A 25,465-nucleotide genomic window follows, 5' to 3' on the forward strand; every position below is an offset into this window, starting at 1 on the left:
GGTTATCGCTCGATGCAGGATAACCTCTTCGGGGGATGAAATCCACTCCGAATCCGTGTTACGACCCGAAAGGAGGTGGCGGCCCCCTTTGGCGGAGCGGAGAATGGTGTGGTGCAAAGGCGAGGAAAAGGCTATGATTTTTCGGGCCGAGGCATTCGCTTCCCCCCCGAAGGAGTGGCATCATGGCGCCGGACGAAACCGTGCGAACGACGATTCCCATCAAGGTGCTGCTGGGGGCCAAGCCGGACCCGTTGCGACACCGGGTGCGGGAGATTCTGCAACAACACGGACTGACGGTGGTCTCGGACTGCGGTGAAGGCGCGGAACTGCTGAGCCGGATGACCCGTCCGCGCTGTCATGTGGTGCTGGTGGGCACCGACATGGCGGGCCTCGACGGTTTCGAGGTCACCCGACGGCTGATCCACCGACGCCCTTTTCCGGTGGTGATGTTTCAGTCCGAAGGGGGGTCGGCGGCGGTGCGGGCGGCCATGGCGGGCGCGGTCGGCCTGCTGACTCTGCCCGACAGTCCCATCCGACCGGATCTGCCCCGCCGGGAGGCCGCTTTTGCCCGAGGGGTGCGCGTCATGGCGGGAGTGGCGCGTCCGTCGCCCCTGCCCGGCAAAGTCTGGGCGGGTTGCACCGAGAGCCGGGAGGCTCGGGGCGTGGTCGGCATCGGCGTCTCCACCGGCGGCCCCGCGGCCCTGAAACGTCTGCTGGAGGTCTTGCCGGAGGATTTTCCCTGGCCGGTGGTGGTGGTGCAACATATCCATACGGGGTTTCTGGAAGGGCTGGTGGCCTTTCTGACCCGCCATTGCCGTCTGGTCTGCCGGGTGCCGGAAGAGGGGGAGCGCATCCTGCCCGGTTTTGTCTACTTCGCCCCGGACGGGCATCATCTGGAGATTCGGGACAAGCGGTTTCACCTCACCCTGGGAGCCCCTGTCGACGGTCTGCGTCCCGCAGTGGCCCCCCTCTTCGCCTCCCTGCTCCCGGAATACGGAGAGCGCATGGTGGCGGTGCTGCTGACCGGCATGGGCCGGGACGGCGCCTTGGAGATGAAACGCCTGCACGACGCGGGCGTCGTCACCCTGGCCCAGGATGCCGAAAGCTGCGCCGTCTACGGCATGCCCGCAGAGGCGGTGCGGCTGGGCGCGGTGGACCTCTCCCTGCCGCCGGAAGGGATCGGCAACTGGCTGGTGAAACAGGTTCCCCGGTGAATTTGACTTTCAATATTTCAATCTTTTAAATAATAAAAAAAGAAAATGTTTTGACTGTCTTTTCTTTTTATGTTGTAACTATATTTCGGCATATAGTTTAATAATACAATTCAAGCAACTATTCAGACCCCTGCACGGTGCAGCATGATCGTGTCAACGGCGAAAGGAAAAGTCCCAGGGGTGCCCCCTGGACCCCATGGGGTTGAACGTCAACAGCAAACGGAAGAGTCCCAGGGCGCTGCCCTGGACCCGTCGGGGGGGATAATCCCCCCCGAACCCCCGTATATCTGAATAGATACCAATTCAAAGTCAAAAGACAGAACATTTCCTTTTTTTGATACTTAAAAGATGAAATATTGAAAGTAAAAACCCCGTAAAGATCGAGTCGCCATGACGCAATCACCCGAATCCGATCCGGACCTGAACACAGCCATTCGCGCCCACCAGGCCGGGCGGGTTCATGAGGCGGAACGCTCCTACCGCACCATCCTTTCCCTGCAACCCATGCACCCGGACGCCCTGCACCTGCTGGGACTGGCCCTGCACCAGCAGGGGCGTTCCGCCGAAGGCATCGCCCATATCGAACAGGCCATCGCGGTGCGCCCCAACGCCGCGTTCCACTCCAACGCGGGCATCGTGCTGCGCAAGCTGGGCCGGCATGCGGAGGCGGAAAAGGCCTTCCGTCAGGCCCTGGAGCTGCGTCCCGATCTGGCGGAGGGCTGGAACAACCTGGGCAACCTGCTCAAGGAGCTGGAAAGGATCCCCGAGGCCGAAGAGGCTTTTCGTCAGGCATTGCGCCTGCGGGAGAACTACGCCGAGGCCCTCTCCAACCTGGGCAATCTGCTGCAGAAGCAGCAGCGTTTCGACGAGGCGGAAGCCTCGTTCCGCCGCTCCCTGGCCGCACGTTCCGATCAGCCGGAGGCGCGCTTCAATCTGGGCAATCTGCTGGTGACCCTGGGCCGTTTTCAGGAGGCGGAAGAGTGTTATCGCCACCTGTTGCGCAGCAACGGCGAAACGCCCGATGTGCTGTTGAATCTGGCCGGGCTGCTGCAACGACTGCAACGTCTTGCGGAAGCGGAAGCCCTTTTGCAGCGACTGACAACCCTCTCCCCCGATTGGGCGGAGGCCTGGAACAACCGGGGCGCGGTGCTGCGGGAGCAGGGTCGGATGGAGGAGGCGGAACAGGCGCTGCGCCGCTGTCTCCAGCTCCGGGCCGACCACGCCCCGGCCTGCAACAGTCTCGGACTGGTGCTGCAACAGCGCGGTCGCCTGCGGGAGGCCGAGGAGGTGTTGCGGGAGGCCGTGGCGTTGCAGCCCGAGAGTCCGGAAGTGAAACACAACCTGGCCTCGGTGCTGGAGGATCAGGGGCTGAATCCGGAAGCCGAAGAGCTGTGGCGGCAGATTCTGCAACAGGAGCCGCAACGCGCGGTGACGGCCCTGAACCTGGCCCAGCTCTTACTGCGCCAGGGACGTTTCCAGGAGGGGTGGAGTCTCTACGAACGGCGTCACGCCGCCCACGGCGTCGCCGATCCCCCCCTGCCCTGCCCCCCCTGGCGCGGGGAACCCCTTGACGGCAAACGCCTCCTGGTCTGGCCGGAACAGGGTATCGGCGACGCGGTGCAGTGCGCCCGCTTCGCCGCCGAACTCAAGAAGCGGGGCGCTCGCGTTCTCTGGGGTTGTCAGGCGGAAACCCTGCCATTGCTGCAACGCCTCTCCGGTGTGGAGACCTGTTTCGACATCGCCACGGGGCCGATCCCCCCGGCGGACTATTGGGTCTGGATGATGAGCCTGCCGGGAAGGCTGGGGGTCGATGCGGACCATCTGCCCGCCGCCACACCCTACCTGGAAGTCGATGCCGAGCGTCTGGCCCGCTGGCGGGCGAGACTGCCCGAAAGCCGGTTGCGGGTGGGTCTGGTCTGGAAGGGCAATCCCAACCACGCCAACGACGCCAACCGCTCCCTGCGCCGCCTGGAACAGCTCTCCCCCCTGTGGCGGGCGGGGGAGGAGATCCTCTTCGTGGGGCTGCAGAAAGGCGCGGGGCAGGAGGAGACGATGGGGCAACGCTTTCTGGCGCTGGGGCCGGAACTCGGGGATCTGGCCGATCTGGCTGCGGTCATCCGCCAGCTCGATCTGGTGATCGGCGTGGATACCGCTGCGGTTCATCTCGCCGGAGCCTTGGGGGTCAAGACCTGGGTGATGCTGCCGGGCATCGGCTGCGACTGGCGCTGGCTGGAGGAGCGGGGCGACTCGCCGTGGTATCCGGGCATGCGTCTGTTTCGCCGAGGCCGGGAGGCGGGATGGAAGGAGGTCATCGAAGCGGTGGCGGCGGAACTCTTCGTGGTCTCCGCCGGGCTGACCCCCGTCGCCGCGCCGGAAGCCCCCGGCGAGGAAGAACCGCTCCCCTGGTGGCGGCGTCTCTTCGGGCGGGGATATAATCGTTCCGATCGGTCTCCCCGGAGGTCGGCGTGATGGTGACAAGTTACCGACGGTAATACTCGAAGAGAACATCGCCTGATAGCAAATCATGAAACTCTTACAATATTGACACGGATGACGACGGGGTGTTACCCTCCGAGAAGATTTGCGAGAAGCGGAGGTTTCTTAATACCATAATCCTGCACCCGTCCTGAGGCGGCATGAACCGGATCATCGACCTTCTGCGTGACCGCATTCACTTAAAATGTAACCGCTTCGATATGCTGGACCTGGACGGTGCCAGCAGCTCGGAATGGGATGAAAACGAGCCTCCAGAGGACATTCCCTTCGAGGCTCCGCAGCCCAAGAAAACGTATTGCGACATCGGCTCCTTGTCAGCCCCTATCGGCGACCCCTTGTTCCGCTTTTTCATAGATGGTTCCCGAAAAATCTACCGCGTGGCTGACATGGAGCATAATGGTCGCCACTTCCCCCTCATCGCCGCCCAGGTCGGTGTGGCCGTCTGCGAACGAAACCGCGGCAAATATGGCGGGACAGGCATGAAACCGGTTCCCAATGCTTCGCAATTGATCAATGCCCTGGTTCTGCCTCGCCTTATTGGGGATGGCGATGTGGAGACCATCCGAGCTGAACTGGCCAATCTGCCCTGGGGAAGCTTCGAGGTGATCCGCTACAACTTTAAGGATAAAGCCAATCCACTGGACTTGGCCGCTGCCGTCGTCATGAAGCGGATGCACGACATGGAGGTCAAGGCAGCCAGTGACTTGGCTCAAGCGGGAGCTCTCAATGACGCCATGTTGGTTCTGGACGGTTCACTGAACTTTATCAGTCAAAAATTTGATATTGGCGATTTCCGAAACGTCATCGGCATCGCCAAACGATTCAAGCCGGACTTCGTCGTGGGGAAAAGAAGAAAAAACAGTGTGGGCACGGTAGTCGAACATTTGGACCGCGGCCAGAGGACCATCGTCTATAAACGAACCTCTGGCCGGTCCACCCTGGGGAGTTGGTTTTTACGGCTGCGCCCCAGGGAAAGGGTTCAAGGTTCTCTGGGAGGGGTGGTCAAGTTGGAATTGTTCGCCCTGGAAGAAGCAGACCGAGAAAACGGCTTCGACAGCGGCCGCATCAATAACATCTCCCAGCAGGTCTTCGCCGAACGCAACGTGACACCTTTTGGCGCAGACGAACGCTGGGCCACCCATCTGTACCCCATGTTCCTGACCGAAAAATACATGAAAAGCCAGTTCATGTCCCCTGTGGCGTTTCGGGGCCTGTTTTAAAGGAGGGATGCAGCATGAGTAATGACATTATCGGGCGGGTCATCGCCACCGAAAACAAACCCACCACGACGACCGAATTGCGCTTTTGGGTTTCCGACACCACCCTGCTGCGTCCATTCGACGTAGTGAAGATTCCTCATCTCTCCAAAGGGTCGGGTCAGAGTTTCACCTATGCCACCGTGCAGGAATTGGAACACCTTACAGACGCTATTGGCTATCTTAGCGGGGTGGTCTCCAGTGATTTTGGAGATGTCAACACAGAGCCCCGCAATATTCGTCTGGGCACCACAGTGGCCACAGCCGAAGTGCTTTACAACACCGAAAACATCGAAATGCCCGTTCGGGATGGGTCGGCAGTAATGTGGGCGGACCAGGAGGGGGTTACCGAGGCACTGGGGTTGCGGGGAATCAAACAACCCCTGCCTGCTGGCTACTTCTCCATGTCCAACGATATAGAAATCCCCATCCACTTCGAAGGGGATTTCGTGGTGGGGCCGGAGGGAGCCCATGTCAACATTTCCGGCATTTCCGGCCTTGCCACCAAGACCTCCTACGCCATGTTCCTAATGAGCGCCCTGCAGCAGATGCGCACGAAGGATGTTTCTCTGGTCATCTTCAACGTCAAAGGGGGTGACCTGCTGAGCATCGACCAAGCCAATGACGACATGAGCGAACATGAACAGATGGAATGGCGCAAATGCGGCCTGGAGCCCCGTCCGTTCTCCAATGTGACCTATTTCCACCCCTACTCCCAAAACAAGGACCGCTTCTGTACCCAATCCACCGTATCCCAGGAGACTCTGGAAGAGCAGATCAGACGGGGCATTGTTCATAATTATTACTATGATGTCGATAGCGGCAAGAACAAGCTTGAACTCCTGTTCGCTGACATCGATGACCCACAATCCACCATGGAACAATGCGCTGAACGGATGAAGGAGACAAGTCCAGATTCGTGGTCTGCATTGCTCGAAGATGTAGAAGAGAGGACCAGAAGTGCCCAGGAACGTCCGAACAGGACCAAGGGACAGGAGATCCCCGTAGTTTCTTGGCGGCGTTTCTATCGTTTTCTTCAGCAACGCAGGAAAAACGACATCTTCCAGGAACGCCTGACGACCGACCCGAAGGTGCGGCGGATGAAACCTGCTGGCGAAATCGTCAAGTACATCAAACCGGGACACGTAGTCGTCGTGGATATCCAGCCCCTCCCGGACTACCTGCAAAGTTTGGTCTTTGGGGATGTTATCCGCATGATCCATTCGGCCAAGATGGGTGACTGCGAGGAATGCGATGTCAGCGGCGACATGGGCCGGGTGGTCATCTTCGCGGACGAACTCAACAAATATGCCCCAAAACGCGAAGGTAACGACCGTGCTCTGACCCAGACCATACTGGAAATCACCGAACGGGGACGCTCTCTGGGGGTGGTTCTTTTCGGTGCGGAGCAGTTTCGCTCCGGGGTCCATCCGCGAGTTCTGGGTAACTGCTCGACCAACATCATGGGCCGCACCAACAGCGTGGAAGTGACGAGTACCGGTGATTACCGCTTTTTGACGGCGGCACAAAAAGCAACCTTGACCCGTTTGCCGAAAGGAACGCTCCTCCTGCAACACGCGGCCTTTTCGGCGTCGACCATCAAGGCGCGGTTTCCGGTTCCCGCCTACTCTCAACCGAAATAATAATCTGATGCACGTGAACAGGTAGGGAAATAATGGCGAAGACCGTGGACGAACCTGCCTCCGGCCCGACACGAGGCTCAGTTGGGGCTCGCATCGGAGCGAACGTACTCGATACCCTGACCACAGGCATGTACACAAACCCTTTGGATACCGTGCGGGAATACGTCGCCAATGCACGCGACGCCATCGTTGCTGCCAGGGACCGGGGATTGTTTCCTCAAAAACATCCAGGGCGCGTCACAATCAGCATCGATACCCGACGTCGCTCCCTAACCATCCGGGATGAGGGCATCGGGCTTCCTTCGGATACGGCCCATCAACGGTTGGTTGACGTGGGCATGTCCGAAAAGTCAACCAGCCGGGAGAACAATCGCACCGTTGGATTTCGCGGAATCGGTCGCCTGGCGGGCATTGCCTACTGCGACACATTGGTATTCCGCACATCTGCTGCTGGCGACAATGTGGAAACCCTCGTGCGCTTTGACTGCGTCGCTCTGCGGAAGGGTATCCGGAATTCCGTAAAAAGTCCGGAAACAGAAGCCGTTGCCATTCTGGACGCATGTACGACCAAGGAAACCAACCGGGCCAACAAGAACGACCATTTCTTTGAGGTCCAGATGCAGGGAATAGGACAGGCTGTTGGCAACCATCTTCTCAACAATGAGGAGTTGATGAACTATCTCGGACAGAATGCTCCAGTCGATATTGACAGGCAAATAATGCCCCTCAAGCCCAAAATCAAAGAGGAATCTGACAAAAAGGGCATCGAAATCCCGGTAGTGCAGATCATTCTCATCCGCGATGGACAGCAGAGTAGTGAGATCTTTCGCCCCTACAAAAACTCTTACCCGACCGCAAAAGGGGAAAAGTCTGAAAATGTTGAAATCCGTGATATCGACTTCTTAACTCCCACCAGACCAGACCTCCAGTATTGGGGATGGGTGGGCCTGTCCAACCTGCCTGGCCAGATCTCCGCTCCGCATTCTTCTGGAATACGCATTCGCAAACAGGGAATTGGCTTTGGTGGTGCCGAATTGATGTCAGAGATTTTCCGCAAGGTATCAGCGAGTTCAAACCGATTCAACCACTGGTTCATAGGAGAAATCCATATTCTTCACCCGGACGTCATTCCAAACGGGCGAAGGGATGGATTTGAAGAAACTGAAGCATGGACTGCTATCCGGGAAGACTTGGTTAGCCATGCTCACACCCTGAGCAAAATGTGCCGCACTGCCTCGGATGAAAGAAACAATAGTACGTTGAAGGCACAACAGAGAGCAGCGCCAGTTCATGAATCCGCCAATCTTTTGCTGGAATCGGGCGTGGCATCTCCAAAAAAGAAAAAAGAGGTACTCGAAATCCTTGACAGGACATCTGAAAGAATCGCACGAGACAGAGAGAAAGCCATTAAAAGCAAAGGTACTGACGAAGGGGAAAAATTCGACCCCATTCTTGGTGGCCTAGATAGGAAAAAGTCGAATCTAGAGCAAGGTAAGTTTATTATATCCGACATGCTTGACGGCCTAAATGAGCCGGAGAAGAGACTTTTACTTATGATTCTAGAGACCGCCCAAGAGGCATTGGAAGAGAGTCACTACAAGGAACTGCTGACTGCCATCAAATCGAAACTCAGGGAGCGCCGTGGCGGCAGCCCGAAGATCAAATCACTTGCCAGAAACCAGACCCCTTGATGAAGTGCCCTCCGGAAGGTTACTTTGTCGTCCCGGCTCTCTTCAAAACGCGCTATACTGTGAAATAAGCCGGTAGACGAGCTCCTGAAGGTCTGGATTATCGCCCTGAAAGCCATGGCCAACAAAAATATATTGCTCATCGAACCCAGTTACCGCAACAAATACCCCCCACTCGGGTTGATGAAACTTGCCCAGTACCACGGACCAAATGGCAAAAAAGACAGGGTTGTCTTTGTCAAGGGGGAGGACAGGTCGGCGCAGGGAGTTCCCTGGGACAGAATTTACGTCACAACGCTCTTCTCCTTCGAGTGGCACCGCACCTCCCGAGCTATAGATTACGCACTTGATCTGGCGCGAGGTCAAGCCAACAGGGTTTTTGTTGGTGGAATCGCCGCATCATTGATGAATGAGCGCTTTATTCAGGAACCCCGCTGGAGAGGCGTCCGGTTTATCTCTGGTCTGCTCGACCAGGCCCCAGCAGTTTCTCTGCAATTGGACCAATTCGAGGAAGAACTCTACTCGGAAGATACCCTCGGCACACCGATTGAATCGCTCGTTCCAGACTACAGCATCCTTGACAATCTTTGCTATCGATATCCCGTTCACGACGCCTACTTCCTCTACGCTTCCCGTGGGTGCATTCGCAACTGTGAGTTCTGCGGTGTTCCCAAGCTCGAAGGCGGCCTGCGGGAAACGCCGTCGATCTCCCAGACTGTCCATGAAATCGAGCTGCGCTACGGCACAAAAAAAGATCTCATCTTCATGGATAACAATATTACGGCATCTCCCCGCTTCAACGAGATCATTGCCGAAATTGTTGATCTTGGCTTTGCTCGGGGGGCAACGATTACCCGAAATGGCCAAACAACCAAACGCAGGATTGATTTCAACCAAGGCGTCGATGCCCGTGAATTGGCCAAGAATGAGCATCTGATGAAACAACTGGCCAGGACTTGCGTGAGTCCCCTCCGTATTGCATTCGACCATTTAAGCCTCAGGAAACCTTACGAAACCTCCATCCGCATGGCTGCAGCCAACGGATTGTCTGCTCTATCCAATTATTTGCTGTATAACTACCAGGACGACCCTCGGGACCTTTATGACCGAATGGCGTTGAACGTGAAGTTGAACGAGGAACTGGGCATCCGGATATTTTCCTTTCCCATGCGCTACCATCCAGTGGACCTGACGGATCGGTCTCATGTGGGGTCTCAATGGACCCGATATCAGCTACGATCGATTCAGGTCATCCTTCAAGCTACTCATGGCATCGTTTCAGGAGCTCCGGATTTTTTCAGGGAGGCTTTTGGCCACTCTTGCGAAGACTTCGAGAATTTGATCATTCGTCCTCATTACATGATCTTCAACCGAAAATGGTACCAGGAAGAGGGTGGGCAAGCAGAATTCGTTGCGTATTCCAATGTTTTCAATAAGCTTACCAGCGCGCAGAAAAGAGAGCTTCTGGATATTTTGTCTCAGGTGTTTTTTGATCTTCCGAACAAGCCACGATTAAATCGCAATGAACTGGCTGGATATTTTTCTTCCGAGAAAGACCCGCTTGTCAGAGACATCCTCCGTTATTACATTCCCCCAACCAGGGAGGAAGAGCAGGCAATCTGGGACCGACAAAAACGAACCGCTGAAGTCAATTTCGGATTGGCCGCTGACGAGATTGTCGAAGATAGCGGGATCAATGAAGGATTTGATGATGCCGGGAATATGCTTGACCACCGAATTTATGCCGCCTAAAGCAGAACGCCATGTCCAGACACACTGATCTGATCTTGCCGCAAGAAATTGTTGTAGGGAAGGACGTGTTGGAGCTTGTCAGTGCCGCAATGTACGTCGACCCTTTGACGATTTTCCGTGAATATATTCAGAATGCTGCTGACTCCATTGATGATGCCCGGGTTCAGGGCATCATCAAAGAAGGCGTTCACGGTCGTGTTGATATTGTTCTGAACGTGGAGTCCCGATCAATACGTATCCGAGACAACGGCCTCGGTTTACCAGCGGGTGATTTTGCAAATCGGCTAACCTCAATCGGCAGCAGCCTCAAAAGAGGCAGCAAAGCGAGGGGCTTTCGCGGCGTTGGCCGTTTGGCGGGCTTGGGATATTGCCAGGAGCTTGTATTCCGTTCACGCTCTGAGGGAAGTGACGCCGTTCAGGAGTTGAGATGGGACTGCAAATCTTTCAAGAACTTATTGTCGGACCACTCATTTAATGGGAATTTGTACGATCTGATTCACAGAGTGACTTCCCTCCAGGAATTGGATGGCACAAATTGGCCAACACATTTTTTTGAAGTTGAACTGCTAAAACCGCTCCGCATCAAAAGCGACTTATTGCTAAATCGCGAAGCGATTGCCTCGTATCTCTCTCAGGTTGCCCCCCTACCTTTCTCTCCAGAGTTTAATTACGGAATGGAAATTTGTGAGAGACTTGCCGAGGTTGGAAATATGAGCGAGATCCATGTCCACTTAAATGGGGACGAGACACCCCTATACCGGCCATACCGCAATCAATATTTCTTCGCTGAGGGAAAGCCAGACCGATTCACGAATTTGGAGGTTTTCACCATCGAAGGAGACAGCGGCAACATTTCCGGTTTGTTGTGGCTTCTCCATCATGGCTATCAAGGTGCAATTTCGCCCTCGCTCGGAATTCATGGATTGCGCGCCAGGAAGGGAAATATCCAGGTTGGCGATGCGAGGATTTTTTCAGAAATTTTTCCCGAAAGTCGTTTTGCCGGTTGGACGGTTGGTGAGTTACACGTGCTGGACGAAAAAATTCTCCCCAATGGCCGCAGAGATGACTTCGTCTTCAATGCTCCCTATAGTAATCTCAAGCACCAATTGACCCCTTTTGGGGATCGCATTGCTCGTTTGTGTCGTAGTCGTTCAGTAGAAAGAAATAGACTAAAGTCGTTCTATTCTGCTTCATTGCGGACCAAAGAAAAGCTATCAACAATGGAACAGGGGGGATTGCACCCTGACGATTCTGAATCGCTTGCGCACAATATTCGAACAGAACTCCAGGAGATAAAAAGGCTATCTGTTTCCCCCGCGATTGGAGATCCTGCCAAACGCGAGATGGAAAGCATGATCGAAGAACTATCGAAAAGATTGGAACACGCCGAGATATCAGACGCTCCCTCCGAAGTCCTGGCAAACTTTCAGGAAAGCGACAAGATCATGATCCAAAGAATGATTGGCTTGATCTACGAGTGTTCTCCAAACCGAAGTGCCGCCAAAGGACTCGTTGATAAGATCCTTGCGCGTTTGGGGAGTTTAACTGAAGCATAACGAGCCCTGCCGCGCCCAAATACTGGGGCATCTACTCAGGTATACAGGGGTTCGAAGGGGATTACCCCCCCCCGACAAGTCCAGGCAGCGCCTTGGGACTCTTCCTCTGATCTTCTATCCTTTCAGGCCCGCCGTTGGTCCTGCCAAGGGTCGATCGTCTGTATGATCGGCCCTTGGCAGGACCGGGTTGCCCGCTTAGGCTAACCACCGTCCAGCCCCCGTGGCAACGAATCGGTGAAGCTGATTCGTGGCCACGGGGACCATAAAATCCCCGCAAAGTCGTCGAATCTCCGGGAAAAAGCCCCCGGAGGTTCGACTCCCGTTTTTCTGGGCGGGGGAAAGTCAAAGAAAAAGTCCTGAGGGGGGCAGCAGAGCTCCCCCTCAGACTCCCCCAACCCTTTTTGCAAATAGTGGCAAGGGGGGATGTTGAATAGTTACCAGGAAAATTGGCGGTTTGCGTTCGAATCGTCTATGCTGCATCGCTGGGTAAGTCGTGAGCGTAAAAGCCTTCGGGACGGGAGAGAGTCTTCATGAGCAACCTATTCGGCAACCTGCTGGGCGGCAAAGCCAAGGAAGAAGGCGAAAACTACCTGGAAGTCGCCAAAGCCTTTCCACTGGCGCCTCCCCTTGAAGCCAACGCCTATCGCGCGGTGGCCCGACTGGAAACACCGATGTTGATCACCTCCCAGGACGTGGCGTGTTACGTTCGCTTCGAAGCCAACGGGCACGTCTATCTGGAAACCCTGATTCGCGGCAAACCCTACGCCAAGGAGACCATCAATCCCCGGGACCGCACCAAAAAGGCGGTGACCAGCCTGCAATACAAATCCCTGATCGGGGTTCACGTCCACCCCTCGGGAGTCATCTTCTACCACTGCATCGAGGAGAACCTGAAGGGCGAAGCCCGGCAGAACCAGCCCCCGGCGGAAGTGCGGCAACGCAAACCCGGCAAGGAGCTGGCGGAAGAGCGCGCCTTTCGCACCACCAGCCTCGACTTGACCAAAGCCACCGATCTGCATCCGGTGATCATCTGCCCCAACAACCCCAAAAAAGAGAACATGCACATGGTGATCCGCCCGGCGGAAGGTCAGCCGGGCGTCTGGGGCGTCTTCCTGTCAAGCCCGACCGGTGAAACGGGCCACAAAAGCAAATCCACATTCACCCTCGAACGTGGCAAGCTGGTGATCTTCGACCAGCGCTTCCTGACGGAGATCGTCAAGAACGATCCGGGCAACATCGACGCCCGCGCCTGGAACATGGAGATCTCCGATCCCATCCTGATGCGCATCGAGGTGGATGCCGCCGGCAAACTGACCGTGGAGGAGCTGTTCACCCAGGAGGGTCTGACCGTGGCCCTGGGGGACGGGGAACCGGTCATGCTGCTGGCCCAGGGAGCCAAGCTGCCCGCCGATGAGGATCCGCACCGCCACAAATGGCTGGGCAAGGTGCGTCAGTTGCAGCAGGCCACCCTGGCGGGCAGCCAGGAGAAGGAACGCTCCACCCTCAACGAACAGTTGCGCAACGAGGTGTTGGCCAAGGTTTCGGAGGCCATGCGCCTGAACAACGTGGACGGCGTCTCCCGCCTGGGACTGGAGATGGCGGTGCAGGAGGTGCTGGCCACGGTCTATTCGGGCAGCGCCCCCGGCGAAACGGCCATGACCTTCGGGAAACCGGTGGTGGAACTGATTCAGAACATCACCCTGGAAACCGTGGCCCTGGTGGAAAACGCCGATATCCGCTCCGCCTCGCTGGTGGCGGTGGATCGGGCGGTGACGGAACTGTCCCCCGGCCTGGCCGGAGGTCGTCTGGGCCCCTACATGCAGGCCGCCCTGCCCATGGGCAACTGGGTCATTCCCACCTCGGTCAACAACGACGAGATGGCCGACCTCTTCCAGTACGCCAAACGCTACCTCTCCTCCAACCGCTTCGTGTTGCGGCTCCGGCAGATTCTCTCGGAGGCCCAGAGCAGCGGCTCGGGGGAAGAAGCCGTGCCGGTGGATCAGTCCCTGGTGGAGAAAGAGCTGGAAAAGCTGGCCACCGAGATGGTGCAGACCACCTTGCCCCGGGCGCTGGTGCGCCTGGTGGTGCGCTCCCAGCTGGCCGCCCTCGAAAAACGCCTGCGCAAGGCCTCACGGGTGCAGTTCAACCATTTGAGCGCCGCCGAATTGGAACAACCCGTCAAGGAGACGGAGATCGAGAGCATTCTCAAACGCTTCGACGCCTATGCCGACTACATCCCGATGGCCTTCAAGGAGAGGCTGCACCCGCCCCTCTCGCAAAAGATGGCCGCCTATCAGGACGGCATCGCCACCGACGAAGACTCAAGCGTCACCAGCAAGATGTTCTTGACCTATGTTCTGGCTCTTTACGCCGCAGGAGGCAACCTCTCCGGCGGCATCGACAGCGTGCCCATGGCCTCCCCCCTGCAGGTGCTGCCGGAGGTCTTGCCGGAGATTCGCATTCTGCATCCGGTGGTCACCCGCCCCGAAGCCTTCGTGCGGGTAACGCATCGCGGCGCGGTGGTGGCGGAAATCCCCTTCGAAGCCATGCCGGTGGAGCAGTCCAATCCCGAGGGGGTGCCCCTGGAAGTATGGCGCGCCATGCTCGATTTTTCGGCGCGCTTTTTCGAATTTCACGTCACCGGGGATACCACCCGAAAAGAGAATCAGGAGGCCCACAAGGCGGTCCTCAACGCTCTGACCATCATTCTTATCGACAAAATCCTCAATTTTCTCCGTGTGATGGCCAAACGCCCCATGGAGACCCATCAGCGGGATTTTGTGGAGATGGTCAGCAACGGGCGGCTCTCCCTGATAGCCAAACCCGGAGAGAGCGCGGGCGACGAGTTGTTGGATCTGGTCACACGTCCCAAGAGCATCACCGATCCGCCAATCAATTTGAAAAAGGAGTTGCGCCGCATCATGGTGGAGCGGCAGAACGCCGGAACCATGAGCCAGGATTTCCGCTTCAAGCAGCACATGCGCTCCCTTTCGACCCTGGGCATGGGCAACAAGCAGAATGTGGTTTTGCCCATCAAGATCGACGTCACACCGGGCACCCTGCGTTTTCAGATGACACTGAACGACTCCCAATACTACAAGGAGGTCAGTCTCGAAGAACGGGTGGAGCGGGCCCAAGAGGAGGATGTGGTGCCGCGTGTGACGGCGGCGCCGGTCAGGCAGGCCCCTCCCCGAGCCGCCTCCCTGACCCCGATAGCCGTAACGCCGGACACGCCTCCCCGCCCCACCTTCAGCGCATCGGACGGTCCGGACGGCGCCATGCGTCCGGTGGGCTTCGTGCCGCCGGCGGCGTTGGACCCGGAAGAGGAAGAGAGCCGCCCGGTGCGTTACATTCTGGACCGCAACGAACTGCCGTTGGATCTTTCCGGGGTGCAAATCACCTTTGCGGGAGGAAGTTACTGTCTGATCTACGTGGATGAAGCCGGCAACCCGATTCGGGAGAACGGCAAGGTCAAGGGACGGCGACTGGGCGAGCAGCCGGTGACGGTGGGGCGCACGGTGAAAGCCAGCAGTGACGGGGAATTTGTCTGTCTGCATTGTGACCAGGCGCATCGGGGCATCGAGGATCGCATCCGGCAGAAGCGCTCAAATCGGGTCTCCCTGCCGACGCCGGGACACGGGGCCTTTCAGGTGGTGATTCCCCGGGGTCAGGGCGCGGACATCGAGATTGAACTGAAGGTCGATCTGACAGGCCAGTTCCGGGTGGAGAAGCCCTTCGTGCTGCAGGGCAATGGGGTGGTGGTGGCCCCAGCCCGCACGGGCGGCGTGACACCGCTTTTCGGCTGCGAAATCGAGCAGCGGGAGGGGCATCGTGCCGTGCGCCTGGTGAACCGGCTGCGCACCGGCATCGTGGTGCGCCATGGGGAGGATCTTTACCCGTTGGGCGGGGTGCCGGCCAGCGAGGCGCACGCGGAAGACGATGTGACGGTTATCGGACCGTCAGTGCTGGGAAGGGAATAATTCCATTTCTGTTTCATTCGTTCATTAGGGCGTGTTGACATTCACCATCTTTTGGTCCCTGGCCGCGTTGCAATCCGGTTCGGAATGCTCATGTAGGCGAGCTACACTCCGCTTCCTCACCGTCTTGCGCCTTGCCAGGAACCAAAATCTGGCAAATGTCAACACGCCCTAATACCGGGGGCCGGGGGCGATTATCGCCCCCGGCGGAGGTTGGACTCGGGCCATCCACGGCCTCGCCCTTCGGGCGCCGCTTTGCGGCGTCCAATTCGGCTTTCCTGCCGAATTGTGGAGGCGGAGCCTCCAAGGTTCTGTTTTTGGTTTTCTCTTGTTCTTTCATTCCCCTGGAAGGCTCCCGCTCCAGGCGAATGAAAGAACAAGAATACGCCAAAGACAATACCTTGGGAATCCAGCCCCAAACCCCTGCTGGGGACCATGATGGTCCCCAGCCCCCTGCAATAATGCAAAAATGAAACAGAAACGGTATCTGTTCAGGTATACGGGGGTTTGGGGGGGATTATCCCCCCCAACGGGTCCAGGGCAGCGCCCTGGGACTCTTCTGTTTGCTGTTGACTTCCGACCCCATGGGGTCCCAGGGGGTACCCCTGGGACTTTTTCTTTCGCCGTTGACTTGGTCATATCGCGCTGCGCGGGATGCTGAATAGTTACCAGAAACGCAATTATTCATAAATTACGGCCGCAAGCGGACCAGGGTCGCGCCTTGTCCTGACGCGCCATGGCCGGTTTCACCACGAAATTTATGAATTAGCCGGGTTAAATGCGTAGCGGCTTACTTCAAAGATACCGCAATTCATGACACACTGCATACAACGCTTACTTAAAGGGAAAAACACGTTCCTTATATGTTCGGACAACCCCTGAATATCTGACAAAAGGAATGATTTACTGTTTATTTTATACCCATTAAATATAGATTGCTGAGAAAAAATATCTACACATATTACATTACTAAGATAGACAACATCAGCAAGCAAGAAACTTTCTTCGCTGCATTGCGCCCTGCTTTCTTCCGCCAGTGGACGGGCAAGCAACTGAAGTGCGCCCCGGAGATCATCGGACAATTGGGTTGCAAAGAGAATCTTTTCACACGTTTCGTCAAAAACCGTACCCCCGAATATTTTACTTGAAAAGTTAATCATAAATGACAGCATGAAGAGATCAAGAGAGGTTGCCCGGCTTTCTGGATGTATTTTTCTATATATCAACTGACTAACAATCGCCTCGGTCATGCAGTCATGAAATATGCTTTCAACACAACGATCATCTGCGCCGATTTCAGTATCACTGGCAGCCTTTAACAGAAGAATCGGCACGGCTGCAGCGACATATCCATCAAACTTACCCAAAACCGTGCAACTTTTTCTGGACGGAAACTGGTAACCGCCGGAGAAATATTTTCTAAATATTCTGCAATTATTCATTATAAAGAGTGTCGCCCTGTTGTATTGACACCGGAAATCCTCAGTATCAACCTCCACCTTCTCCTGCCAATGAATACTATTTATGAATCGTATCATGGATCGATGATCACATCGCGAGATCATTTTGTACATTGCTTTCTCCAGTCGCAGAGTGCGCCTCCCCTCGGAAGCCCACGCTTCACCCGCCAAGAACCGGATCTAGCGTGGAGGCAACTACTTAACGGAATACTTGTTTAATCAATAGTCATGTAATTACCCATTATAACTCATTACTATTCGTCAGCTTCACCACTCTCAAGTATATTATTAATGCACTTTATAACTCCATACCGAAGCGACGGATCAAGTTGATGAATTCGTCGCATAATTTCCGCTTCATCATCGTCACGCGCAAAGAAAAAGCTTATCGGAACACACAACACGGCAGATATTCGTTCAATAAGAAGAATATCTGAAAGCCTGTGAACGCCTTGCTCATACCGATTGATTCGCGAAGAAGCGACAAACTCATCCAGCCCCGCTTTGATGCCAAGCGCCCTCTGGGAAATCCCGACAGCCTTTCGAGCTTGTCGCAAACGTCTCCCGAACAAATTGTCCGTATTCATCAGGAAAGACCTCGACTAACACAACCACGATCTAGCCACACTTTGAACCATAATGGATCTTATTTCTAAGCAACACTACGAAATTCGTAGCTTATATATTTTTTTGTTTGCATTTTTATTATATATTATCTATTTAATATAACGGGACGGAGGTACAAGACTATTAGTTATTTTTTGATTGACTGAGACGCATTACAATAATATGCGCCGTTAGATTATAATTTATAGTTTGAAATGGGCATCTTGAAGAAGACAGACCGCTTTTTGTGGACAGATCCAGCCAGGCGAACACAACCGTGACGGGAGCGTTAACCGACCTTCGCCGGAACTTGGCACACCTCCAAGCCTTGGCGGGGAATAACTTGCCATTCGGGGCGGAATGGCCTACAGTCTGCAGCACGCGGGAGGAGTGCCGGAGCGGTTGAACGGGACGGTCTCGAAAATCGTTATGGGGGCAACTCCATCCAGGGTTCGAATCCCTGCTCCTCCGCCAGTTATTTTTTCTAACAACTCTTCTTTATGAAGAGTATCGCCAGCACGTCGCCGGACCCTACAAAATTCCCCAATATTTCCAATGGTTAGCGCCAGCCTGATTTTCGGGTGGAGCGTTCGGCTTGACCCGCTCCGGGTTGTATTCGGGCCTTTTCCCTCTCTGTTCGCCCCTCTTCTCCATTTCAACTCCACCAAGGGCCAGTGGGTGGAGTTAACTCCACCACAGATTTCATTGGCTTTTTTTTGGGGACATTTTCATCGGGTGATGCCCTCCAAGTGAAACGTTGTCGAACTTTTCAGACTGAAACCGGCTCCGGGAAGCCAAATTTGCGCCGCTGCTCCTCCCAGGAGACCGGGATTTCGTCCCGCATCTCCCTCATGGTCAAGCCTTTCGGTTGTCTGCCATCCAGAATGGCCTCGACAATGTCCGGGGCGAGGAAGGAAAAGTCAAAGAGTCGGCAGACGTAGCTGACATTGACTTTCTCCCGAGAGGCAATCTCCGTCAGGTTCGAGGCTTGACCTGAATCAAGCATCTTCCGCCACTTGAAACTCCGAGCCAGACATTGAATCATCGTCTCGTCGCGACTGGTCCGGGTGGGGACAAGACCGGTGCCGTCGTCCGGGGCGATGATCTGCCTGCGCCCACCGCGTTTCTGAAAACGCACCGGAATGAAGACCTGAAGGATTTTGCCGTCCGGGCTCAGGCTGTAACGCACCTTTCCGGTTTTGGTGAAATTGTTCATGCGCTTTTCCTCGTCGGTTGGGCGTCGGTAGCTGCTTGCCGCAGTTCCAGGAGCAGGCTTGAAAAGCCTTCCGTGCGCAAGTGGAGGGTAATGCCATCCACGTCCACTTCCACCTTGGCCACCAGAAGTTGGGAGAGCCGCATTTGTTCGGCGGGAAAGAGTTGTTCCCAAACACCGTCGAGACTGCGCAGCGTCTCCAGCACCTCCCTCTCGGAAAAGGTGGTGCTTTCGTTGGCTGCCCGCCAGGTGCGAACCATCATTTCCGGCGCATGGATCATGGCCCGGAGATGGTCAAGAACCATACCTTCCACGTCGCCAGCCGGAACAGAGGGCATTGGGCAGTAGTCGTGGCCGTTTTTCGCCGCGCCGGTGCAGAGGTAGTATCGATAAAGTCGGCCTTCTTTGCGGGTATGGGAGGGTGTCATGGCCCGCTGGCAATGGTGGCAATGAACCAACCCTTTGAGGGCCGCCGGAGTTTGCCGCCGGGTGATAGCGGATCTTTCTTGGCCGTTGCGGGCAAAGATGGCCTGGGCCTTCTCCCAGGTGAATACGTCGATAATGGCCTCGTGTTCGCCGGGATAGGAATTTCCCTGAAAGAAGACCTCTCCCACGTAGACGCGGTTGTTCAGCAGCTTGTAAAGGCTGCCTTTGTTGAAAAGGTGCCCGTCGTAGTGTTTGCCGGTGGTGCTGATCCACTTCTTGCTGTGGTAACCTTTTGCAGCCAGTTCCTTGACCAACCGGGTGGCTGAGCCGATCTCCAGAAAGCGGCGGAAGATGAAGCGCACCGTTTCGGCTTCGGCGGCGTTGATCCTCAGCTTGCGTTCGTGAATGTCATAGCCGAGCGGGGGATGTCCTCCCATCCACATTCCTTTGCGCTTGGAGGCAGCGATCTTGTCCCGCACCCGCTCGGCTGAAAGTTCGCGTTCAAATTGCGCAAAGGAGAGAAGAACGTTCAAGGTTAATCTTCCCATGGATGTTGTTGTATTGAAGGACTGTGTGACGCTGACGAAGGTGACCTGGTGGCGGTCGAAGATCTCGACAAGCCTGGAGAAGTCCATCAGAGAGCGGGAGAGACGGTCGATCTTGTAGACCACGACCACATTGACCCGGTTGGCTTCGATGTCGGCGAGCAACCGTTTCAGGGCGGGACGTTCCAGGTTTCCTCCGGAGAAGCCACCATCGTCGTAACGGTCGGGCACCGGCAGCCAGCCTTCGGCCTTCTGGCTGGCGATATAGGATTCGCAGGCTTCCCGTTGGGCATCGAGGCTGTTGAAGTCCTGTTCCAACCCCTCGTCGGTGGATTTGCGGGTGTAGATGGCGCAAAGTGTCTTGGATTTTACAGGCGGTTTGGTCATTTCTCGCTTCCCTGGCGACGGAACCCCCAAAAGAGCAAGCCATTCCACTTGGTTCCAGTGATGAAATTGGCCACGGCGGAAAGGCTTCTGAATTTCCGTCCTTCGTATTCAAAGCCGTCTTCCAGAACGGTGCAGCAGTGTTCGATGCCTTTCCATTGCCGGATCAGGCGGGTTCCGGCAACCGGACGATCCGAGTCCTGCTTCCTTCCGGTGTCTTTTTTCGGATCCCCCTCCCCTGCCGCCAGCGCCTTGAGCCGTTCCTCGACGACCGGTGTCAATCCCCCCAAGGCCAGCTCCTGGAGGCGGTAGCCCAGACGCTTCACCAGGTACCCCCGGTTGTTCGATGGCGGGTCGCTTTGAAAATACTGGATCCACATTTTTCGCAGTTCGGTGCCATCCATGTTCTGGAGGGCTGTCACCTGCTGCAATACGCTATTTGTCATGTCCGTTCTCCGTTTCGGGTTGTTTTGCGGACATAAGGGCGTGTTTTGGGCGACTTATCCAGCGGAATTTTCTCCGTTTTTTGCTTTTCCAGATACCGGACTATTCCGGCGGCGAGAATGGCAGAGGCCTCGTCAAGGCGCTGGTCGGCAGTCAACTGGTCAATGTTCCGGGCTGGCAGCATGGGATGCACCTCGAAGCAGATGGCGATAACTTCCATACCCCTTACATACCGGGAGGTCCGGCAATCTGTCGGAGAAAATTTCGTCCTTGTAAAAGGGGGTGGCTCTGCATATAATCCTAATTAATATAAGGGTAACAATACGGAGATGGAACCGATGATAGGCGTCGAAAAGAAACAACGTGGTCCTTTGCCCGTGGAAGGCCCGACACCGGGCCAGCTACGGATGCTGGCGGCCATCAAGGAGTTCATTGCCGGTCACGCCATGGCCCCCACCGTGGCGGAACTGGGAGAGATGCTGGGTATCAAGCCCCCCAGTGTGCATGAGCAGATCGCTGCCATGATTCGGAAAGGGATGGTGCGTCGCGTCCCCCGCAAAGCGCGATCCTTGGAAGTGGTGGTGGATAATCCACCAGTTGCTGGTCTGATTCCTGTCCCCATTGTGGGGCTGGTAACTGCGGGGATGCCAATTCTGGCGGTGGAAAACCGGATCGGGGAAATCCTGGTGGAGGCCAGCGTGGCCCGTGGGGCTTGTTTCGCCCTGCGGGTGAAGGGTGACAGCATGATCGAGGCGAACATCCGCGAGGGCGATCTGGTGATCGTCCGGCGTCAACCCATTGCGGAGAACGGCGACATCGTCGCGGCCCTGCTGGGTGATCAGGCCACGGTCAAGCGATTATTCATTTCCGAGGAATTAATCGAGTTAAGGCCAGCCAATCCCGCCTATCGGCCCATTCGGGTTGCCCAGGAGGATGATCTCAGGATTCTGGGAAAGGTTCTGGCCGTGCGCAGCATGTTACCTTCGTCCATTGAATGAGGAGAATCACCGTGGCCACGTTCAACCCGCGCCGTTTTGCCCAACCAGACACCTTGAAGGCCATCGAGCCCGGGCGGTTGGCCATGTTCTTGACTCCCCACAGGGAGTTCCTGGAGAGCTGTGGGATGATATTTCCCACGAACGGCGGCGGCGTGGATTGCGAACGGTTGGCCTCCATCTTGATGAGCCTGGGCGAGGACGCCCCCCGGGATCTGCTGGAATCCCTCTACATCATTCATGAAATGGCTAACCAGGACGGCATGGACCGGTTGCTGGAAGCGGCCAGGACGAATGGTCTCTCCCTGGACTTCGCCCCCGACTCCACCCCGGCGGACATAGCCATTCAAGTATTCCTCAAGAACCGGGAACTGATCGAACGGCAACACGCCAAGGTATTCATCAACCGCGCCCGCTCGTTTCTCTATTTTCAGGGGCATCCAGAGTGGAAGGGACTCTTTTCCCTGCCCGACGAGGCCACGCTGCGCGGTCTGGAAACTGACCTGGACGACTGGTTCGACGAGAAGAAGCGCGGCAGGGGATGCCGGGTGTTTCTCTTCGATCACGGACGGCGGGTAAATTTGGTGGTGCGGCACGGCATGCCCTTCCGCCGGGAAGGCTCCGTGCTGGGGGACGGCGAGTCAGCCGCCGTCTACTTCCGGCCTGAATCCCATGATGTTCTGGTCTACGACCGCGACCGGGACGAACTCTGCGTCAAGGCCGGGTCCAAGGCTGAACGGGAGATGTATCTCGCCATGATCGGCAAACACCTGTTCGGCAACGAGGGCCATTTCCCCGGCGAGGAGAAGTACAGCCTGGAACCGTTGCGGTCGGACCTGTCCGGTTCACTGGTGTGCAGCGACCTCGAAGGGGTGGATTGGATCAAACTACTGGAGGTCGGCATCCACTGGGGTGGGGAGCATGGCGAGGTGGAGATCAGGAGGGCCAAGGATCTGTCCGCCGCATTCCAGAAAAGGGGATATGCCCTGCTCAGGACAGCCCGACTGTTCCAGGCCAAGTTCCATGTGAAGTTCACGGCGTCCAAGTCCCCGCGCACGGTGACCATCAAGCCAGCCAACCAGGCCATGTACACCCGGGACGATGACAGTCTGCTCCTGGAGGAATGGATGAAGCGGCGGGGTTTTATCCGGACGGCGGCAATGACGAACGAGGAAGACGATGCGGATTTTGAACCGGTTGTGGTCGGCGCTGGAAACCGTGCCGGGGCTTTCGGCGATTCCCGTGGAGTGGCAGCAGCTCCTGGGTGAGGACCACGAAATCGGGATGCTGCTCTTGCGCCCCACCGACCGCCGTGCGGCAAGTTATCCCTGCCCCAGCCCAGGCGGAATGGGCTGTCCCCGGCAGGTCATCGATCAGGGGCGGGATGGACTCATCGCGGTTTGCAGCGACGAGGATGGCCCCAACTGCGATGACGTGTCATTGCAGTTGGGTGACATCGTCGTTTACGAATTGCATCGGCAGGGGCTGGCGATTCGGGCGGCCAGTGCCCTGGGCATCAAGCCGGAATTCGCGGCGGTGGACAGCGTGCGGGAGACCTTCCGGGTCGGTGACTTCCACCCCATTGCCGGGAAGCGGTTCCCCGTTTATCTGATCCTTGCCTTCGACGACCGCCAGCGGCTGGAGGCCGTGGTCCATCTGTGCCGCATCACCTCCGTGCCATTCATTCTGCTTGCGCCAACCCCTCGGTCCATTTCCCCCCGTGCGTTGGAACTGCTCCAGGAGCGGCAGGCCAGCTTCCATCCCCTGTCCGACCTGCTGATCGCCGATGACCAGGGCCAGATGACGTCATCCCCCGTTGCCAGGGAGGTGATGACCGCCTTCCGCGCCGTGGTCCTGCCGGAAGCAGCCCCCAGAGAACCGACGGTGCGTTTTCCCACCCCTCCCGACGCCCGTTGGGGAGATCTGCGCATCTGTTTCCTTGATGGCCACCGGGCCACCCTTACCTGCAAGGGGGTGTCAGAAACGGTCAACTTCTCCACCATGGGGATGGAAAACAAACTGAACCGGGAACCTTCCGTGCAGTGGACTCTTCTCCACGCCTTCGCCCTGAATCACGGCAAGATCTCCTGGTGTTCCTCGGAGGCCACCAAGCAAGTACCGCAGCAAGTCAAACGGTTGAATGAAGACTTGGAACGGTTTTTTGGCATTGCTGGCCGGTCTGTCACCTGGAAAAGAGACGAGAAGGTCTATAGCGCCGCCTTCGAGATCCTCCAGGAAAGCGACAAACCCGCCCAGGCCCCACCCGGCATGCGTCGTCCATCCCGCTGATCCTGCTTTTTGCGCCTGTTCCCCCCCCCTGATCGCCGGACATTGTCCCGGCTTTTTTGCGTTCGCTCCCGCCATCGGACAGTCCGTCACCGGAGCCAGGATGACATGTCATCCTGACAGGAAAATTTTCCGCATTTTTTTTCGATGGTCGAGATGACGACAACAAACTGATATCACACTTCTTTTTGTGATCGTCCTCCCGCCAGCCACGTCTCGCCGCCCCTCTTCGATGACATGTCGCCAATCCAGGGCAATCGGGCTCATGCCCGCCCCTCCTGGACCAAGGCGACCTCCATGGAATCACGCAATCACTATCACGGCATTCATCCCTATGCAGTCGGCACTGTCCGTCATCATGCCCGACGGATGGCCAGAACCCCGGCCTTTCGTCCCGTCGATGTGGAGGATCTCGAGCAGGAACTGATGCTCGACCTGCACCGGCGACTTGTCCGCTTCGATTCCTCGAAGGCGGGCCTCACCACGTTCATCGCCAGGGTGGTCGAAAACCATGCGGCCACCATGCTCGATGGCAGCGGGTATGGGTCGGATGGCGAAGCTGGAACCGTCTCCCTCAACGACATGGTGTGGGACGGAGACGGGGATTCTGTCGAGTTGATCGACACCATAGCCACCAGTCAATCCCCCTGGAATGTCCATGCCCTGTCCTGGCACGAGTCCATCGACCTGCGGACGGATGTCTCGCGCCTGGTGGACCGACTCCCCCCCTCCCTGCGCGCTATCGCCGAACGGCTGATGGAACAGACCGTTTCCGAACTCGCCGCCTCGGCGGGCATCCCGCGTCATGCGTTCTACGTGGCCATCGAGAAAATCAGAAGCAGATTCAGTCAGATGCAGCCCCGCAAAAAAAGTCCGACAGATTCCGGATCCCGCCGGTATGTAAGGGGTATGGAGTCGTGGAGAACGGCTCCAGCGTGAAACGAAACCAGCCGGGGCTTGGGGGGAATGCAACACCCCATCGGGAAATACCCCCACCGCAACTCCCTGGGCGGCGCCACCCCCGGCTTCTTTCACCAACAGGCGGGCGGCATCAGGGAACAGTCGAAACACGGGAGAACCACGCCATGAAACAAACCATCACCATCGATCAATTGCGACAGATGCCCCTGGGCGAGGTCGCCGCCCTGCCGGTGCGGGAACTGGCCCGGCTGCAACAGGAAGCCGCCGAGGCCATGGGCCGTGTCAAGCTGGTCAACGACCTCTTGGACGGCGTCTTCGCCCGCCGCTTTGGCGACCAAGCCGCTGCCATCCGCCGGGAGAACGGGAAGGAGTTCGGGATCATTCGCTTCCATGACGGCGAGGTAGAGATCGCCATGGACGTTCCCAAGCGGCCTTCCTGGGATCAGGAAAAGCTGGCCGGGATCGTCCGGACCATCCGGGAGGCCGGGGATGACCCCTTGCAGTATGTGAAAACCAGCTACGAGGTGGAAGAGCGGAAGTTCACCGCTTGGCCGGACAACATCCGCCGGGTGTTCGAACCGGCCCGCACCGTCAAGCCGGGCA

The 25,465-nt window shown here is 56.9% G+C and carries 19 protein-coding genes and 1 tRNA gene; 14 read left to right on the forward strand and 6 right to left on the reverse strand.

Annotated elements, in window-relative coordinates; translation table 11 throughout:
• Nucleotides 1-182: 182 nt before the first annotated feature.
• From HQL56_07150 to HQL56_07185, 8 genes are all read left to right on the forward strand, one after another.
• Nucleotides 183-1,214 (forward strand): response regulator, encoded by a 1,032-nt coding sequence (locus tag HQL56_07150; GenBank protein MBF0309288.1) that lies wholly within the window; start codon nt 183-185, stop codon nt 1,212-1,214.
• A 390-nt stretch (nt 1,215-1,604) separates the two neighbouring features.
• On the forward strand, nt 1,605-3,683 hold the full coding sequence (locus HQL56_07155) for a tetratricopeptide repeat protein (GenBank protein ID MBF0309289.1): 2,079 nt from the start codon (nt 1,605-1,607) through the stop codon (nt 3,681-3,683).
• A 167-nt stretch (nt 3,684-3,850) separates the two neighbouring features.
• Nucleotides 3,851-4,930, forward strand: coding sequence for a hypothetical protein (locus HQL56_07160; protein MBF0309290.1), 1,080 nt, complete (start codon nt 3,851-3,853; stop codon nt 4,928-4,930).
• A 14-nt stretch (nt 4,931-4,944) separates the two neighbouring features.
• On the forward strand, nt 4,945-6,609 hold the full coding sequence (locus HQL56_07165) for an ATP-binding protein (protein ID MBF0309291.1): 1,665 nt from the start codon (nt 4,945-4,947) through the stop codon (nt 6,607-6,609).
• Between the two features lie 32 nt (nt 6,610-6,641).
• Nucleotides 6,642-8,300 carry a hypothetical protein gene (locus HQL56_07170; protein MBF0309292.1) on the forward strand — a complete coding sequence of 553 codons (1,659 nt, stop codon included), beginning with the start codon at nt 6,642-6,644 and terminating at the stop codon, nt 8,298-8,300.
• A 114-nt stretch (nt 8,301-8,414) separates the two neighbouring features.
• Nucleotides 8,415-10,049: a radical SAM protein gene (locus tag HQL56_07175; GenBank protein MBF0309293.1), complete on the forward strand. Its 1,635-nt coding sequence runs from the start codon at nt 8,415-8,417 to the stop codon at nt 10,047-10,049.
• Nucleotides 10,050-10,060: 11 nt separating this feature from the next.
• On the forward strand, nt 10,061-11,605 hold the full coding sequence (locus tag HQL56_07180) for an ATP-binding protein (protein ID MBF0309294.1): 1,545 nt from the start codon (nt 10,061-10,063) through the stop codon (nt 11,603-11,605).
• A 530-nt stretch (nt 11,606-12,135) separates the two neighbouring features.
• Complete coding sequence (locus HQL56_07185) at nt 12,136-15,585, forward strand: hypothetical protein (GenBank protein MBF0309295.1); 3,450 nt, start codon at nt 12,136-12,138, stop codon at nt 15,583-15,585.
• Nucleotides 15,586-16,340: 755 nt separating this feature from the next.
• Here HQL56_07185 and HQL56_07190 read toward each other — a convergent pair.
• Entirely contained in the window at nt 16,341-17,081 is a 741-nt protein-coding gene (locus tag HQL56_07190) for a hypothetical protein (GenBank protein MBF0309296.1), read from the reverse strand.
• Nucleotides 17,082-17,296: 215 nt separating this feature from the next.
• Entirely contained in the window at nt 17,297-17,629 is a 333-nt protein-coding gene (locus tag HQL56_07195) for a helix-turn-helix transcriptional regulator (GenBank protein ID MBF0309297.1), read from the reverse strand.
• 403 nt (nt 17,630-18,032) lie between these two features.
• Here HQL56_07195 and HQL56_07200 point away from each other — a divergent pair.
• A tRNA-Ser gene (locus tag HQL56_07200) sits at nt 18,033-18,122 on the forward strand.
• A gap of 295 nt (nt 18,123-18,417) precedes the next feature.
• Here the strand turns inward: HQL56_07200 and HQL56_07205 are convergent.
• Genes HQL56_07205 through HQL56_07220 form a run of 4 tightly spaced genes read right to left on the reverse strand, consistent with a single transcriptional unit; the run spans nt 18,418 to nt 20,880 of the window.
• Nucleotides 18,418-18,807 (reverse strand): hypothetical protein, encoded by a 390-nt coding sequence (locus tag HQL56_07205; protein ID MBF0309298.1) that lies wholly within the window; start codon nt 18,805-18,807, stop codon nt 18,418-18,420.
• A gap of 53 nt (nt 18,808-18,860) precedes the next feature.
• Entirely contained in the window at nt 18,861-20,219 is a 1,359-nt protein-coding gene (locus HQL56_07210; GenBank protein ID MBF0309299.1) for a recombinase family protein, read from the reverse strand.
• Nucleotides 20,216-20,662 carry a DUF2924 domain-containing protein gene (locus HQL56_07215; GenBank protein MBF0309300.1) on the reverse strand — a complete coding sequence of 149 codons (447 nt, stop codon included), beginning with the start codon at nt 20,660-20,662 and terminating at the stop codon, nt 20,216-20,218. Before HQL56_07215 ends, HQL56_07210 begins: the two co-directional genes overlap by 4 nt.
• A complete protein-coding gene (locus HQL56_07220) occupies nt 20,659-20,880 on the reverse strand; it encodes a hypothetical protein (GenBank protein ID MBF0309301.1) in 222 nt (73 codons plus the stop codon). Before HQL56_07220 ends, HQL56_07215 begins: the two co-directional genes overlap by 4 nt.
• 118 nt (nt 20,881-20,998) lie before the next feature.
• Between HQL56_07220 and lexA the strand changes: the two genes are divergently transcribed.
• The 5 genes from lexA to HQL56_07245 form a co-directional block, all read left to right on the forward strand.
• Nucleotides 20,999-21,658 (forward strand): repressor LexA, encoded by a 660-nt coding sequence (gene lexA / locus HQL56_07225; GenBank protein ID MBF0309302.1) that lies wholly within the window; start codon nt 20,999-21,001, stop codon nt 21,656-21,658.
• A gap of 11 nt (nt 21,659-21,669) precedes the next feature.
• Nucleotides 21,670-22,923: a hypothetical protein gene (locus tag HQL56_07230; protein MBF0309303.1), complete on the forward strand. Its 1,254-nt coding sequence runs from the start codon at nt 21,670-21,672 to the stop codon at nt 22,921-22,923.
• Nucleotides 22,835-23,944, forward strand: a complete 1,110-nt coding sequence (locus HQL56_07235) for a hypothetical protein (protein ID MBF0309304.1) — start codon at nt 22,835-22,837, stop codon at nt 23,942-23,944. Before HQL56_07230 ends, HQL56_07235 begins: the two co-directional genes overlap by 89 nt.
• A gap of 294 nt (nt 23,945-24,238) precedes the next feature.
• The gene (locus HQL56_07240) at nt 24,239-24,880 is read left to right on the forward strand and encodes a sigma-70 family RNA polymerase sigma factor (protein ID MBF0309305.1); all 642 of its coding nucleotides are present in this window, start codon (nt 24,239-24,241) and stop codon (nt 24,878-24,880) included.
• A 146-nt stretch (nt 24,881-25,026) separates the two neighbouring features.
• The coding region (locus HQL56_07245) for a hypothetical protein (protein MBF0309306.1) at nt 25,027-25,465 on the forward strand (439 nt) is incomplete at its 3' end.

The sequence above is a fragment of the Magnetococcales bacterium genome (assembly GCA_015231925.1).
In the GTDB taxonomy this organism is placed as follows: Bacteria; Pseudomonadota; Magnetococcia; order Magnetococcales; family JADGAQ01; genus JADGAQ01.

Coding starts and splice junctions, on each gene's coding strand:
- HQL56_07150 (MBF0309288.1), top strand. CDS start 183: ATGGCGCCGGACGAAACCGTGCGAACGACGATTCCCATCAAGGTGCTG.
- HQL56_07155 (MBF0309289.1), top strand. CDS start 1,605: ATGACGCAATCACCCGAATCCGATCCGGACCTGAACACAGCCATTCGC.
- HQL56_07160 (MBF0309290.1), top strand. CDS start 3,851: ATGAACCGGATCATCGACCTTCTGCGTGACCGCATTCACTTAAAATGT.
- HQL56_07165 (MBF0309291.1), top strand. CDS start 4,945: ATGAGTAATGACATTATCGGGCGGGTCATCGCCACCGAAAACAAACCC.
- HQL56_07170 (MBF0309292.1), top strand. CDS start 6,642: ATGGCGAAGACCGTGGACGAACCTGCCTCCGGCCCGACACGAGGCTCA.
- HQL56_07175 (MBF0309293.1), top strand. CDS start 8,415: ATGGCCAACAAAAATATATTGCTCATCGAACCCAGTTACCGCAACAAA.
- HQL56_07180 (MBF0309294.1), top strand. CDS start 10,061: ATGTCCAGACACACTGATCTGATCTTGCCGCAAGAAATTGTTGTAGGG.
- HQL56_07185 (MBF0309295.1), top strand. CDS start 12,136: ATGAGCAACCTATTCGGCAACCTGCTGGGCGGCAAAGCCAAGGAAGAA.
- HQL56_07195 (MBF0309297.1), bottom strand. CDS start 17,629: ATGAATACGGACAATTTGTTCGGGAGACGTTTGCGACAAGCTCGAAAG.
- HQL56_07210 (MBF0309299.1), bottom strand. CDS start 20,219: ATGACCAAACCGCCTGTAAAATCCAAGACACTTTGCGCCATCTACACC.
- HQL56_07215 (MBF0309300.1), bottom strand. CDS start 20,662: ATGACAAATAGCGTATTGCAGCAGGTGACAGCCCTCCAGAACATGGAT.
- HQL56_07220 (MBF0309301.1), bottom strand. CDS start 20,880: ATGGAAGTTATCGCCATCTGCTTCGAGGTGCATCCCATGCTGCCAGCC.
- lexA (MBF0309302.1), top strand. CDS start 20,999: ATGATAGGCGTCGAAAAGAAACAACGTGGTCCTTTGCCCGTGGAAGGC.
- HQL56_07235 (MBF0309304.1), top strand. CDS start 22,835: ATGCGGATTTTGAACCGGTTGTGGTCGGCGCTGGAAACCGTGCCGGGG.
- HQL56_07240 (MBF0309305.1), top strand. CDS start 24,239: ATGGAATCACGCAATCACTATCACGGCATTCATCCCTATGCAGTCGGC.